Consider the following 13252-nt stretch of genomic DNA (forward strand, 5'->3'; position numbering starts at 1 on the left):
CGACCTGCTTTGCCCGGCCCGTAACCCGATTTTCTTTGCACAAAGACGTCCGGCCGTAACTGCGGCATCTGCAACACATGTCTCCCCAACCCAAAACCCTGCATGCGCAATGACCCTAACGGGGCTTTGAAGCTAACTCAAGGAGCATGTAGGGTTAAACGATGAAGGATCTCCGTCGTCTCGCCATCGCCCTTCCCGCCGCCCTCCTCGTCCTCTGTCTCGCAGCGGCCTGGTGGACGCGCGGCGCCATGGCCCACATGCCCTTCCTCAAAGCCAACGGCAGTCATGCCGGCGCCAACAACCTGGTCGACCAGCGCCCGTGGCAGACAATAGAGTCCCTCGCCCCCCTCGCCGTCTCCGCCGAAGAGCAATCCTTCGCTCACGAGGCTGCCCGTCTGGCCGACCACGAGGTCGATCAGGCCTTCGCTCTCGCCCTTCGCCAAGCGGCGTTCCAGACCCGCACCCTTACCGGCGACGCCCTCGCCCTCCAGGACAAAGTCGCCCAGGTCCAGTCGCTCGTCAAAGAAGATCAGGGCAAAGTGGACGCCCTTACCACCTCCCTCAAACAGCCCAACGGCTCCATCGCCGACTCCGACGACCTCGACGTCGCCAAGGCCCAGCTCCAGCTGGACACTGACGAACTCGCCGACCTCACCGAACAGCTCGCCCGCCTCAGTGGCGACCAGCGTGGTGAGCTGCAACAGGAGCTCACCGCCCGCGAAGCCGCCATGAAGAAGTACGACGCGGCTCAGGGAAACACCGGCGGTCAGATCGCCGTTCTCTCCGCCCGCCGTTACGGTACCCTCTACGGCCGCGTCTCCGCTTGGTTCGATCAGCGCAGCCGCATCGACCTCATCCGCCAGGCCAAAGCCGAGACCGACAACGACATCGTCGCCCTCACTGCAAAACACGCAGACTTCGAAAAGAAAGCCTCAACCGCCGCAGCCAGCATCAACGCATCCAGCATCAACCCATCCACCGCCCAACCCAGCACCGCCCCTCCGCAGGACGCCATAAAGAGCCGTGTAGCCCGCATGGCCCAGGCCCATGCCTTCTCGCAGATGCACAGCATCGTGGAGGACCAGCTCCAGACCCAGCAGCAGCTCTCCGCCGTCTACGGCAAATGGCTCGCGCAGGTCGAGCTTCAGCACTCCATCGTCACTCACCTCGCTCTGCAGTCGCTCTCCCTCATCGCCTTCCTGATTCTTTGCGGCGTCCTCCTCGCCACTTTTGTCGGTCAGCTCATCGACCGCTCCCGTATGGAGCAGCGCCGCCTCCACACCCTCCGCACAATCATCGGCCTCGGCATCCAGCTCGTCACACTGCTGCTCGTCTTACTCGTGATCTTCGGCGCACCCAGCCAGGTCCCCACCATCCTCGGCCTCGGCGCCGCAGGCCTCACCGTCGTCTTTCAGGACTTCATCCTCGCCTTCTTCGGCTGGTTCATCCTCATGGGCAAAAATGGAATCCGCGTCGGCGACTGGGTCGAGATCAACGGCGTAGGCGGCGAGGTCGTCGAGATCGGTCTCTTCCGCACCGCACTCCTCGAGACCGGCAACTGGACCGACAAAGGCCATCCCACCGGACGCCGCGTCACCTTCATCAACAACTTCGCCATCTCGGGTCAGTACTTCAACTTCTCCACCACCGGCCAGTGGATGTGGGACGAGATCACTGTCAACATCCCACCCGGCGTCGACTCTTACAAAACCATCGAAGCCATCCACAACACCGTCCTGAAACAAACCGAACGCGACGCCAAGCTCGCCGAGCAGGAGTGGCAGAGCGCCACACGCCAGAACGGCCTCAGCCAGTTCAAAGCCACCCCATCGGTCGACATGCGACCCGCAGCATCCGGCGTCGACATCGTCGTCCGCTACGTCATCCGTGCCGGCGACCGCTTCGATGTGCGCAACCGCCTCTATCAGTCCGTCATCGATCTCCTGCACAAACCAGCAGACACCCCACCCGCTCGATCCATCATCGATCAACGAGAGCTGATGAAAGTCTGATCTCAAATTCAATTCACGCTACCAAAAATTCGAAAAGTCAATCCCTCCCGTTAGGAGTTATTTCTCATATCAACCCCCTATCCCTCCAAGCTATACTTGGCACTTGGAAGCAAAGCGAAAATGCACTGCCAGAGCGGTCTAACGGATAACCTGAACCACTTCAATAGCTTCTAACCTAAGACCCCAAGGAGTCTCTACCCTATGAAGCTCAAAGGACAGAAAGCAGTCGTCTGCGGTGCCGGTGGATTCATCGGCGGCCACCTCGTTCAAAGCCTCCTCGCCAATGGCGTCGATGTCATCCGCGCCGTCGACATCAAGCCCCTCGACGAGTGGTATCAAGTATCCAAAGGCGTCGAAAGCCTCTCCCTCGACCTCAAGGACAAGGACAGCTGCCTCCAGGCCGCAGCCGGCACCAACGTCGTCTTCCAGCTCGCCGCCGACATGGGCGGCATGGGCTTCATCGAAAACAACAAAGCCCTCTGTATGCTCTCGGTCCTCACCAACACCCACATGCTCATGGCCGCCCGCGAAAAGGGTGTCGAGCGCTTCTTCTACTCCTCCTCCGCCTGCGTCTACAACGGCGAAAAGCAGACCAACCCCGACGTCGTCGCCCTCAAAGAAGAGGACGCCTACCCCGCCCTCCCCGAGGACGGCTACGGCTGGGAGAAGCTCTTCTCCGAGCGCATGTGCCGCCACTTCGAAGAGGACTACGGCCTCCAGACCCGCGTAGCCCGCTATCACAACGTCTACGGACCCCTAGGCACCTGGACCGGAGGCCGCGAGAAGGCTCCCGCCGCAGTCTGCCGCAAGGTCATCGAAGCCAAGCACTCCGGCAAGCACGAGATCGAGATCTGGGGCGACGGCAAACAGACCCGCTCCTTCATGTACATCGACGACTGCACCAAGGGCACGCAGATGATCGCCGAAAGCGAGATTCACGAGCCCCTCAACCTCGGCTCCGACGAGCTCGTCACCATCAACCAACTCGTCGACATTGCAGAAGACATCGCCGGCATCAAGCTCAAGCGCAACTACAATCTCAGCGCCCCCAAGGGCGTCAACGGCCGCAACAGCGACAACACCCTCATCCAGGAAAAGATGAACTGGGCACCGTCGATCAGGCTTCGTGACGGCCTTGCAAAGACCTACGCCTGGATCGAAGACGAGATCCTCGCCGCCAAGCCTCTGGCTGCCGCTACAAGGTAATCGTCGAGAACGAAAACAATACGGCCCCCGAAGCGCTACAACACTTCGGGGGCCATATCGTTTCCCTCAAACAAAACGTGAGAGTCTAAATCAGGATCGTCGAATAAAGAATGCGCTTGTAGCGATCCATCGCCACGCGACTCTGTTCTGCTCTCGACTGCAGCAGAGCACCCTCCAGCGACGCATGAATAAAGGTCGCAAGATCCTTCGCATTGGTCGACGGAGGCAGTTCCTTCGCCTTCACCGCGTCTCGCACACAGTCTGCGATCTCCTTCTGCACCTCCGTGAAGAGTTCAGCGAGACGTCGCTGGATCATAGGGCTCTGTTCGCCCGACTCCAGGCTCAGGTTGCCCATCAGGCATCCGTTCAACTCGTCTTTTTTGAGGAGCGATGCGTCCACGTCCTCTACATAAGCCCGGATTCGCGCCAGCGGAGCAAGTTCTTTGTTGTGGAGCGTCTTCCTGATAATCTCCAGCGTCTGCTCGAAGTACAGGTTCAAAATCTCGACCCCGAACGCCTCCTTCGAAGCAAAATGGTTGCTGAACGAGCCCTGCGGAACGCCGGCCGCCCGAACGATATCCCTCACACTGGCCCCTGTAAAGCCGCGTTCGTGCACAACCCGTAGTCCGCTCTCTAAAATCCTGTCCCGATGTGAATGCTTAGCCATGGTCCATCCATTCATAGGTACTCTACCCACCCACATAGAGACCTGTCGATTAGATGGACGGAGGGTAGCTCGCGATTCCGTTCAGTCAAACCGAACACGCGCTTATCAGGTCCACTCAACGACCTCAAACCCAGAGGCCATCACATCGTAAGGAACTCAGTTCGTGCGCTGAGCATGCCACTCAGCGTGCCTGCCCCTGATTCCGTAGAGTCCCGACATGGTGTCTCCCTGAATCTGTCCACGGAACGTCAGCACCTCACGGGTGTCTGTACTGAACTCGACGTGATGCACATGGACCCATCCTTGAAGCTTCCCTGACTGATGTGGACCTTTGAAGCGACCCGTCAGAATGCTGCCGTTCTGGATGATCTGGACGGTCTTCAAGGAGCTCCCGGCCTTATCGATATTGTTGGCGTAGATCGTCCAGTTGCCTGCAACGTTGTCCGGCCGCCCATGTTGCTCGGGCCCCTGAGCCATTGATAAAACACATAAAGAACTCACCAGAAACAAAACCGCAACCGCAAGCGACCGAAACCTACCCATGACGATCTCCTACATCAAAACTCACAATTTTTACCCAGCGGCTACACAACAATTGGTGCTCGAAATCGATCTGTTGGATGGAGTTTGCGACTCAAGACGTGGACCCTCTCACCATGAGACGCCTATACGATGGTCTACTCTCACAATGCAACTGAGTCAGGAACACGGTTAGTAATGCTTCTGTCAGGGCGGCAGCTGGATATACGGGCCGGATTAGTTAGTGCCTTCGAAGGGCTACAAGCAGTCCCAGAATGGCGATAATAGAACTCAAGATAGGGCTAATGACCGAAACCCAATCTTTGACTGTTGACAGTTTGTTCTTTCCTATCTCTCGTACAAGCCAGCTATATCCCTGATGATTGAGTGGCTTGTAAGAGAGGCCGAAATTTCCGGGTTCCCAATAGCTTTCGGGAATATCAATACCGAGCTGTGTAGCTCTGGCGATTAATGGCATTTGTCGAAACGCCTTCCGTTGATACTGCATTTTGGCCGTGGCTTCGTTAGCCTTCTCGATTCGTGCATCCATTTCCCCCGATGCAATTTCGTCCGGTCCCGCGTCGCCGATCATCAACGTGTATATCTTATTGATCTCTAAATCGAGCTCCTTGACCTTCATCGCGTAAAATTTTGCGAGTAACGCGTTAGCACGTATTGGCACGCTTACTTTCATGCCATGAAGGTTAACATAATCGGCTTTCCGAAGACTCCGCCGGGCCAAGGATGGGGGACGAGGTACCGGGCAGCCGTTTCAATGCGCCGGGAGCCCCATATCTCGATTCTGAGATGTGGGGCATTTCGCGCCTCGCGCCAAACCGTTTTACTCTTCACCTCAAACTGGCCGACGACTCGCAGGCACTGTATCAAAGCGAACTCTTATGGCGACCCCGCCAGTCGAGCCTGCGATTTTCGATCACACACTCGGCAACCCTTGTATTTTTGGCTAAGATGATTGGACTGCAACGGCAGAACTGCCGGAGGTTCGTAAATGAAGAAGACTCTCGTAGCGCTCTTTCTCGCCCTGATCGTCAGCCCACTTCAAGCGCATGCACAGGATGACGCGAAGAAACTCACGCCGAAACCGCCGGCAAACCCTTCACAGGTATTGTTGGACGCCTGGAACGATGTCGGGCGAAAGTTAACCGCGATGGCAGAAGATTTTCCTGAAGACAAATACGATTTCAAGCCCGTTCCTGTCGAGCGAAGCTTTGCCGAGCAACTGCTCCATGCGGCGAGCGCGAACTACTATTTCATTAACCCACTCCTCGGGAATAAGGTTCCTGAGGGTGATCCCAAACGGGATCAGTACAAAAGCAAGGCTGAAGTGGTTGCCTTTGTGAAGAAATCCTTTGCAGACGGTGCAGCGCTCCTCAAGCAGAAGGGCGATTCGGGCATGAGCGATCTGATGTTGGACCCCTTCTCCAAGGATCAACAAGTTCGTCTTTCGGATCAGGCTTGGGGTTTCATCGAACACTCGGGCGAACACTACGGCCAGCTCGTCGTCTACTACCGCGTCGCCGGCCTGGTCCCTCCTGAATCACGCCCCAAAAAGTAACCAACCTGTTGCCAACTGGGGAGTGCAAGCTCTGTACTCCTCAGTGGGAGGCCGCGCAGGTCCAGCGCGATGAGACATCCTCGTGGTCGCCCACCAGCTGGGTGCCCCATATCTCGATTTTGAGATGTGGGTATTCGCGCCCTGCGCGAACCGCTTTTCTCTCCGCTTGGAATCAGCTCGTCATCTTCCGGGCCACTCTCGCATGCGGTGTTGTGACACGAACTAACCAAGAGCGAGCCGTCTTCGAATAAGATAGAAGCGAACTCCTCATGTCGACAACTCCCCTCACCCACCGCATCCTTGGCATAGACTTCTTCGACGGCTCCGCAAGAGAGGCGATCGACATCATGCGCACCAAAGGCGGCCTCCTCGTCGTTCCCGCAGCCCCGGCCCTCAAAGACCTCGACCGCAGCCCCGACTATCGCGACGCACTCCTCAACGCGGACCTCGCCATCACCGACTCCGCCTTCATGGTCCTCATCTGGAATCGTCTCCAGCCCACTCCCATCAAGCGCCTCTCCGGACTCGAGTATCTCCGCGAACTCCTCCTCGCATCCGACATTCGCGAACCCGGCAACGTCCTCTGGATCATGGCGAGCCCGGTCAGCGCAAAACGCAATCTCGACTGGCTCGCAGGGCAGGGAATCGTCATCCCTCAGGACTATGTCTACATGGCCCCTATGTACGGCAGCGCTCCTATCGACGATCCAGCTCTACTCGAACGCCTCAACCGCCTTCGCCCCCAGCACGTCATCGTCACCATCGGCGGCGGAACCCAGGAGCGCCTGGGCCTCTACCTCAAACGCAACCTCGCCTATCGCCCCGCCATCCACTGCATCGGTGCCGCCATCGCCTTCCTCAGCGGCGATCAGGTCCTCATCCCCGTCTGGGCCGACAAGTACTACCTGGGTTGGCTCTTCCGCTCCTTCGCCGAACCGAAGCGCTACATCCCCCGCTACTGGGACGCTCGCAAGCTCCTCGCCATCATGCTCCGTAACCGCGGCCGCCTCCCCGCACTCAAGTCCTAGACCAACTCCCTAGACCAACTCCCTAGACCAACCTCCTGTTGTTACAGAGGGTCTTATCTGCTCCTCTCATCGCCATCTGCACACTGAGCGGAGTCGAACGCGAGGAATGCTTTTCCCTCTGTTCGGCAGCTTGAGCAACAAAGAAATCCCGCTCTCCGGGCAAAAACCAATCCCTGTCCCATGACTACCCTGATGCGAGTTCCAAAAAGAGATCCCCCGGTCAACAGGTCGAAAATAAACTTGAAAAACATGGCGTGTTTTCTATCTCCATAAAAGACCCCGTCCAGAACACCACGTTCACCACGCAGTCCACCACAACTTCACCACGATTTCACCACCACAAAACAGTCAAAATCTACAAAACCCCCTGCAAAAGTGAGGTTTTACCTCTGCGAATTTTCTAGTACTAAAGTTTGCAACTGCAGGCATCGTTTCCTCACCTTCGCAGCGTCCCAACCGATAGGCAGGGCAGGGGACCTCATGCTAACCATAAAGTTGTATTACCCACCCCGGCACCCCAAACCTAGAATGAGCCTCATGCCGGCCCTCTTCGTAGCGCGCGCCAAGTCTCTGATTTCATTGCAGAAATCTCGCCTGTGCTACTTCTCGTTGGCCGCGTTGCTGCTTTTATCGTCGCGCGCCCTTACTGCCCAAAGCTTCGAATCCTCAGGCAATCTCACCGTAGCCGAGCAGTATCTCCTCGCCGCCGCAAACGAAGACCGCGTCAATCAAGGACTTCAGCCACTCCGCTTCGACCCGGTCCTGGCCGAAGCCTCCGCCATCCACGCCCGCGAGATGGCCGCGCACGCCGAAATCTCCCACCAATTCGATGGCGAGCCCGCACTCGCTGCTCGCGGAGCCAATGCTGGCGCACACTTCAGCCTCATTACAGAAAACGTAGCCGAAGCCCCCACCTCTGTCATCATCCACAATCTCTGGATGCACTCGCCCGGCCACCGAGCCAATCTGCTTGATCCCAACGTAGATTCAATCGGAATCGCCATCGTCACTCGAGATCATCAACTCTACGCAGTAGAAGATTTCGCCAGCACCGTTCAAACTCTTTCGCTCAACCAGCAGGAGCGCACCGTTGCCAGCGTAATCGCACAGTCGGGAATGCACGTTACAGAAACCACCGAAGAAGCTCGTCAGACCTGCACAATGTCCACTGGCTACGCGGGTTCCCGCCAACCTTGGTACATCATGCGTTACACCGCTGGAAGTCTAAATCAGATCCCCAGTCAGCTCAAAAGCAAACTGGCATCCGGCAAATATCATCAGGCCGTCGTCGGAGCCTGTTCCGTAACACGAAACAGCCCCTTCACGGCCTACAATATCGCAGTCCTTCTCTACCCCTGACAACGGAGAGCAGCCAGCACCCGGCTGTCATGAGTGGCTGAGATCTCATCGCGTAGTAGTCTGAGGACGCGTGGGCGTAGGCAGCAGCCCTTTCAAAAACATTTCGCGTGCATCGTAATGCCACTGTGTTGACGCTGGCTCCCAGGTGGCCTTTGACCCCTCTAACCTGATTTGTTATAACTGAGAGAGCGCGCGTGAGTCCTCCGCGGTCCAAAGACGTTCCTGAGTAGCTCAATGGCAGAGCATTCGGCTGTTAACCGAAGGGTTGTAGGTTCGAGTCCTACCTCAGGAGCCATATTTCATTTTGGCCGTTTTTCATCCCTTTCGGCGCTGGTTCTTTGTTCATTGTTGCCCTCCAAGTGGTAAATAAATCAAACGGTTGGCGGTAAGTCACAGTTAGCGTACCTTCTTTCCAGGCCGAGTTCGATATGACAAATTTGAGAAGTTCGCGTTTTTCGCGTGGCGGCTGCTGTTCGAATAATTCTGGCAGTATCTTAACAAGTTCCAACAGCTGCATTCCTTCCGACAAGTAGCTTTTATTGCTGCCTGCTTGGTGGTGTTCGATTGCCCGTTCAAGCTGGTCCAGTTCTGGCTTCCATTGCCCAGCAAGACGATCATATATTTCTCTGGTTATTCGGCCTTCAAGTTTATCGATATACATCGCATCTAGGCGTGTTATAATCTTCGCCCTTTCTGCGGTGAGACGACTGATCGCCTCCCCGCGAAGGCAGGCATCATCTGCGTTCGCTACACGAAAGACATCACTTGCCCATCCTACGAATGGTTCTGGTAAGACAATTCTACGAACCGCATCGCAGAACTGAGCCTCAATCATCTCTTGGCGCGCATACTTCTCGGGGCATTTTCCACGCTGGCCAGTGCAATGGTAGTAGATATATTTTCCCTTTTTAATTTCGCCGATAACGGCACAGCCACAATGACCGCAGCGGATCAAACCCGAAAACGGAAGATCATGCTTAATCACTCGGTAGCAATTCGAATACTTACGGTCTAGAACTGACTGTACCTCGTTCCAGAGTTCGCGGGAGATGATACGTTCATGGATACCCTTGTACACCTTGTCCTTGAACTCAAAATCACCTGTGTAGATCAGGTTATGCAGGATACCTTGAATTGTGGCCTTGTTTACGGGACGGCCACTCTTGCGAAAAGTAAGCCTTGCAGATGCAGCCCACTGGGCTAGTTGCTTCAACGAGAAATTCCCGGTTGCATACATCTCGAAAAGCCGACGTACAAGCTTGGCTCTGATCTCGTCCTGCGCGATGCCATTTTTGCCGGAGGGTAGCTTAGTGTTAAGGTAGCCAAGTGGCGCATACGAAGGCCAAATGCCCTGTTCGGCTTTTTCCGTCATTCCTTTACGTACCTCTTCGCTCAGGTTATCGATATAGTTCTTCGCCACGACAACCTTGATGCCATGAATGAACTTTTCTGAAGACCTGGAGTCGGGAGAAAGAACCTGACCATCTTTTACGAGGTGTAGGGTGCATCCTAATTCGTCAATCAATACATAGTCTTTAAAGTTGCGATATAGACGGTCAGTTTTCTCTACGAGGATGTGTTTTACTGAAGGATTCTTTTGCAAGAACTTGACCATCTGGCCAAAGGCGCTTCTTCCGCTTGTCTTGGCAGTTTCGATGTCAACGAATTCCTTTACAATTCTCAGCGCAATAGAATGCTCATAGTCGATGAGTAATTTGCGCTGTGCAGGAAGCGAAAAACCATCCTCCTCCTGGGGTTTCGACGAAACGCGGATGTAAGTTACAGCTTGGTCGCTGCTTGCGGATTCGGAATGCTGGATCTTCTTTAATGTCTTTCTTGGCATAAATTGACTAACTCCATGATTCTCGTCTTTTCAGAAAGCACAGGGTCCGGAATACGGCCACTTTGCTGTGTTTTCCGGTCAATGAACGTGAACTTGCGCTTCTGGATCCAAACGTAGCTGTGGTGTCCGGCCTACTATTTTTCGGTTGATAAACGTGTAGCCTCCGCCTATCCACGCATCCGGCTAGCGGACGCGAGCGAAGGTATGGGATCCCTTTCTTTGTGAGTGTGAGGGCAGCGTGGAATCGTCGTCGTCTGTTGTGTCTGAATTGGGCGAGTGCGTCTGATCTTCAGCCCTGCTCTGCCACTCGATCAGTAGCCGGAGTAATCCGGCGATATTTGCCTGGCATTCCCGGGCCTCCTCCAACGTCAGGCGATCCGCGAATTCTGCAAATTTGCGCTGAGTGTCAGCGAGTAACTCGTCCCGCGGATCCATACGTATTCCGTTCCTTAGGCGGTGTGCCCGGAACGCCTACGCCCGAGTCAGACGGGTCATGCGGCGGTAGATCTGCGGTGATGGCTCCAATCTCAGGAGTCCGGATTCGAGAGCTAATTTTGCATTTCAGACAGATGAACAGTGTATTGGTAGCTTTTTCCGGCCTCGATCACGATCGTGCGTTTGTTCTCTTTTGTGATTGAAATGCGGATCATCGCCTCCCCATAACCATGTTTAAGGATGTCATGGAGAATCTCATTGAGCTTGGTAGTGAACCGGAGATATTCGGATTGGACGAGATAGCTGTCCGTGAAAATGTTGGATGGTTCGCTCACCTCAGTCTCCTGCGACTTGCGTAGTGTGCCGCTTCTAGTTAACTTCATTCCAGCACAAGAATGGTCCACCAAAATTACCGAATCGGAACGGCCGGAATTTCGGTAATTGTTTTAGCCACAGAAGCCTTGTGGTAAGGTCCAGCCCGCATACGTTCGTGTAGACATTGATTTTCGAAACATCTTCGTGTGCTGAAGAGATTTCAAGAGCATGCGTGAAGGTGAGAACATGCCACTTCCACTCAGGAAATCATTTTTCGTCAAACCTGCCCCAGGGCGCCCGGGAAGGAATGCGTTCTGCACAAATCTCGATTCGGCGGAGACCTTCGCTTGGCTAACGAAGCATAAGCAGCAAATCGCCAGAATCAACTACAGCCCATTGGCGTGGTATGTCCAGGCTGAAGTTCGTAGATGGTGGGTGTATTACTGGGAGCTCTGTGTTGATTGGTGGAAGGACAATCCTGATTGGTATCCAGAATTTCCTTGGTTCAAGCGTGTGAACAGGTCTGGTGATTTGCCCTCAGAAGATGGGAAAGTGTATTTGATGCGCGGATTCAAGATGTTAATGGAGAATCCCTTGGTGACCCCGTCTAGCATAGAGGGCCATGGATTGCACCTGGAGGAGATTGGCGACTTGAGCTGGTTTTTTCGATATGCGTATCAAAGGCATATAGGAGAGATGCCCGATATTCAGTACTTATATGAGCAAGAGAGATGTCCGGGCCACGAGTACACCTACCTTAAAATCGCGAACGACATTCCGATTGACGATCTCGGAAAAGTAGTTGCTGCGTTCCAGCATCGACATACGCCTTCCAAATGGAAGGAAGACCTCGAGATGTATCAGACGTACGAGGTTCTAGCACTGATAGATTTGCGCATTGCAGAACTGCTGAGTGGATTAGAGTGCTCTCCTTCCGTTAAAGCGCAGCTGATCTGGGGGAAACTAACCGATAACAAGAGGACAAAGTCTGTTCAGTCGCGCCATCGTGCAAAAAACTACTTTTCTGCTCGGGATCTCCAGACAACTGCAACGGAGAAAGCAAAGAACTTTCTCTCTGAGAAGTCAGCGTGGGGCATAGAACGACGATCTCAAGCGACTCGTGAGTTGTTAATCTTATGGCAGCGTGGGGAACATAGTCAGGTCCCTTTAACTGCTGATGAGGCGAGAAAGTTGTGTCAGTTTGGGCCTCCGAGTTCTGTTGGCGTTCGTGGAACCGAGTACGCATTGCCTCCGGGTTACGATTGGAAATAGACTGCCGGCCGACACGTCAGTCCAATCCCAATATGGTGTTCAGAGCATTCCAGCTTAAAACGGAAACTGTAGGTCTCTCCGTGATTGCTCACAATTCGCCGGTCTGTAAATCGTATCGCCATGCCTGCTCAGGACCACCGGTCACCAACGACTACTGCGAAGTAGCGTCCGTCAGGTAAGAATGTGCCGGAGCTGAGTCGCAATCCGAAGACCTATGAGCCGATCGTGTGTCACATCTCTATACCAGAACCCCAGCTCCGCGTTTGGGCAGCCGACGATGTAGGCTGCCCAAACTGAGTTCTAGAAAGGGATGTCAGAGTCGGCTTGCTGGACGATGTTGACCTGCCCGCGTTGAAACCACGAAAAACGAGAGCGCAAATAACGGCGAACGACGCCTTTGACTGGATACCACCACAGTTGCAGGTGCACACGAATCCGTGAGGGTGGGGGACTTGGCTCCAGGTCGTCATAGCCGTCGTCGAAGTACTCATCGCCACGACACGGTTGTGATTCGTTGCAGTCCCCACCGACCTCGGGATTATCGTCGAAATCGGAAAGCCAGTCGTCAAACCGAGTGGTCTCGTTCAGGTTGTCCAGATCCCCTATTACATTTTCAGTCAAAAAGCCTCCTCGCAAACTCTCATGTTCGGCAACGTTCGACTGTTCGTCGCGGATTTGTGATTGATTGTCGCCGCCCTCGTCGATCTCGAGTCGGGTTGCGACGAGCTGGTCAATGGAATTAAGATCGAGCAGAACGTCTTGAATTAGGGTGCTTTGGGGCCATCCCAGACAAAGAGCCAGCATCGGGCCCGTTGCAAAACGATTTTTCAGGACAAGGTCGTGTAAATCTGTAAACAACCGCTCGTCCTTGAACTGCTCGAGAAGAATTTCACAGGCCGCGTCGACTGGTAGAAAATCCATCCAAGAAGCGCCGGAACTGTTGACTGCGGTAAGGGCTGCCGCCCGTAGTTGGGCTCTGTTGCATTAACTCTGTTGGTTGAGTTCGTCCTTTGCGCGGTT

The 13252-nt window shown here is 54.8% G+C and carries 12 protein-coding genes and 1 tRNA gene; 7 read left to right on the top strand and 6 right to left on the bottom strand.

The window, feature by feature from the left end; translation table 11 throughout:
* The first annotated feature begins 161 nt into the window (after positions 1-161).
* Positions 162-2012 carry a mechanosensitive ion channel domain-containing protein gene (locus RBB81_RS12785; RefSeq protein ID WP_353070881.1) on the top strand — a complete coding sequence of 617 codons (1851 nt, stop codon included), beginning with the start codon at positions 162-164 and terminating at the stop codon, positions 2010-2012.
* A gap of 201 nt (positions 2013-2213) precedes the next feature.
* Positions 2214-3218, top strand: a complete 1005-nt coding sequence (locus RBB81_RS12790; protein ID WP_179582414.1) for an NAD-dependent epimerase/dehydratase family protein — start codon at positions 2214-2216, stop codon at positions 3216-3218.
* 85 nt (positions 3219-3303) lie between these two features.
* Here the strand turns inward: RBB81_RS12790 and RBB81_RS12795 are convergent, their stop codons facing one another.
* From RBB81_RS12795 to RBB81_RS12805, 3 genes are all read right to left on the bottom strand, one after another.
* Positions 3304-3885, bottom strand: coding sequence for a TetR/AcrR family transcriptional regulator (locus tag RBB81_RS12795; RefSeq protein WP_353070882.1), 582 nt, complete (start codon positions 3883-3885; stop codon positions 3304-3306).
* A 156-nt stretch (positions 3886-4041) separates the two neighbouring features.
* Positions 4042-4428, bottom strand: a complete 387-nt coding sequence (locus tag RBB81_RS12800) for a hypothetical protein (protein WP_353070883.1) — start codon at positions 4426-4428, stop codon at positions 4042-4044.
* Between the two features lie 217 nt (positions 4429-4645).
* Positions 4646-5044, bottom strand: a complete 399-nt coding sequence (locus tag RBB81_RS12805; protein WP_353070884.1) for a hypothetical protein — start codon at positions 5042-5044, stop codon at positions 4646-4648.
* 369 nt (positions 5045-5413) lie between these two features.
* Here RBB81_RS12805 and RBB81_RS12810 point away from each other — a divergent pair, with 369 nt between their 5' ends.
* The 4 genes from RBB81_RS12810 to RBB81_RS12825 all read left to right on the top strand — a co-directional run bounded on the left by RBB81_RS12810 (position 5414) and on the right by RBB81_RS12825 (position 8662).
* Positions 5414-5980 (top strand): DinB family protein, encoded by a 567-nt coding sequence (locus RBB81_RS12810; RefSeq protein ID WP_353070885.1) that lies wholly within the window; start codon positions 5414-5416, stop codon positions 5978-5980.
* Between the two features lie 269 nt (positions 5981-6249).
* Positions 6250-7008, top strand: coding sequence for a WecB/TagA/CpsF family glycosyltransferase (locus tag RBB81_RS12815; RefSeq protein WP_353070886.1), 759 nt, complete (start codon positions 6250-6252; stop codon positions 7006-7008).
* 537 nt (positions 7009-7545) lie between these two features.
* Positions 7546-8367, top strand: a complete 822-nt coding sequence (locus RBB81_RS12820; protein ID WP_353070887.1) for a CAP domain-containing protein — start codon at positions 7546-7548, stop codon at positions 8365-8367.
* Positions 8368-8587: 220 nt separating this feature from the next.
* Positions 8588-8662 (top strand) — tRNA-Asn (locus tag RBB81_RS12825).
* Here RBB81_RS12825 and RBB81_RS12830 read toward each other — a convergent pair.
* Complete coding sequence (locus tag RBB81_RS12830) at positions 8648-10210, bottom strand: recombinase family protein (RefSeq protein ID WP_353070888.1); 1563 nt, start codon at positions 10208-10210, stop codon at positions 8648-8650. The genes RBB81_RS12825 and RBB81_RS12830 overlap by 15 nt on opposite strands.
* A 548-nt stretch (positions 10211-10758) precedes the next feature.
* Positions 10759-10980: a hypothetical protein gene (locus tag RBB81_RS12835; protein WP_353070889.1), complete on the bottom strand. Its 222-nt coding sequence runs from the start codon at positions 10978-10980 to the stop codon at positions 10759-10761.
* Positions 10981-11188: 208 nt separating this feature from the next.
* Here RBB81_RS12835 and RBB81_RS12840 point away from each other — a divergent pair, with 208 nt between their 5' ends.
* A complete protein-coding gene (locus RBB81_RS12840; protein WP_353070890.1) occupies positions 11189-12232 on the top strand; it encodes a hypothetical protein in 1044 nt (347 codons plus the stop codon).
* Positions 12233-12532: 300 nt separating this feature from the next.
* On the opposite strand, the gene RBB81_RS12845 is transcribed toward RBB81_RS12840, so the two are convergent.
* Positions 12533-13153 (bottom strand): hypothetical protein, encoded by a 621-nt coding sequence (locus RBB81_RS12845; protein WP_353070891.1) that lies wholly within the window; start codon positions 13151-13153, stop codon positions 12533-12535.
* Positions 13154-13252 lie beyond the last annotated feature (99 nt).

It is taken from the genome of Tunturibacter gelidoferens (assembly GCF_040358255.1).
Classification (GTDB): Bacteria; Acidobacteriota; Terriglobia; order Terriglobales; family Acidobacteriaceae; genus Edaphobacter; species Edaphobacter gelidiferens.

Excerpts from the sequence above, each read along its gene's own strand:
- RBB81_RS12785 (WP_353070881.1), top strand. The coding sequence starts at position 162 with ATGAAGGATCTCCGTCGTCTCGCCATCGCCCTTCCCGCCGCCCTCCTC.
- RBB81_RS12790 (WP_179582414.1), top strand. The coding sequence starts at position 2,214 with ATGAAGCTCAAAGGACAGAAAGCAGTCGTCTGCGGTGCCGGTGGATTC.
- RBB81_RS12795 (WP_353070882.1), bottom strand. The coding sequence starts at position 3,885 with ATGGCTAAGCATTCACATCGGGACAGGATTTTAGAGAGCGGACTACGG.
- RBB81_RS12800 (WP_353070883.1), bottom strand. The coding sequence starts at position 4,428 with ATGGGTAGGTTTCGGTCGCTTGCGGTTGCGGTTTTGTTTCTGGTGAGT.
- RBB81_RS12805 (WP_353070884.1), bottom strand. The coding sequence starts at position 5,044 with ATGAAGGTCAAGGAGCTCGATTTAGAGATCAATAAGATATACACGTTG.
- RBB81_RS12810 (WP_353070885.1), top strand. The coding sequence starts at position 5,414 with ATGAAGAAGACTCTCGTAGCGCTCTTTCTCGCCCTGATCGTCAGCCCA.
- RBB81_RS12815 (WP_353070886.1), top strand. The coding sequence starts at position 6,250 with ATGTCGACAACTCCCCTCACCCACCGCATCCTTGGCATAGACTTCTTC.
- RBB81_RS12820 (WP_353070887.1), top strand. The coding sequence starts at position 7,546 with ATGCCGGCCCTCTTCGTAGCGCGCGCCAAGTCTCTGATTTCATTGCAG.
- RBB81_RS12830 (WP_353070888.1), bottom strand. The coding sequence starts at position 10,210 with ATGCCAAGAAAGACATTAAAGAAGATCCAGCATTCCGAATCCGCAAGC.
- RBB81_RS12840 (WP_353070890.1), top strand. The coding sequence starts at position 11,189 with ATGCGTGAAGGTGAGAACATGCCACTTCCACTCAGGAAATCATTTTTC.
- RBB81_RS12845 (WP_353070891.1), bottom strand. The coding sequence starts at position 13,153 with ATGGATTTTCTACCAGTCGACGCGGCCTGTGAAATTCTTCTCGAGCAG.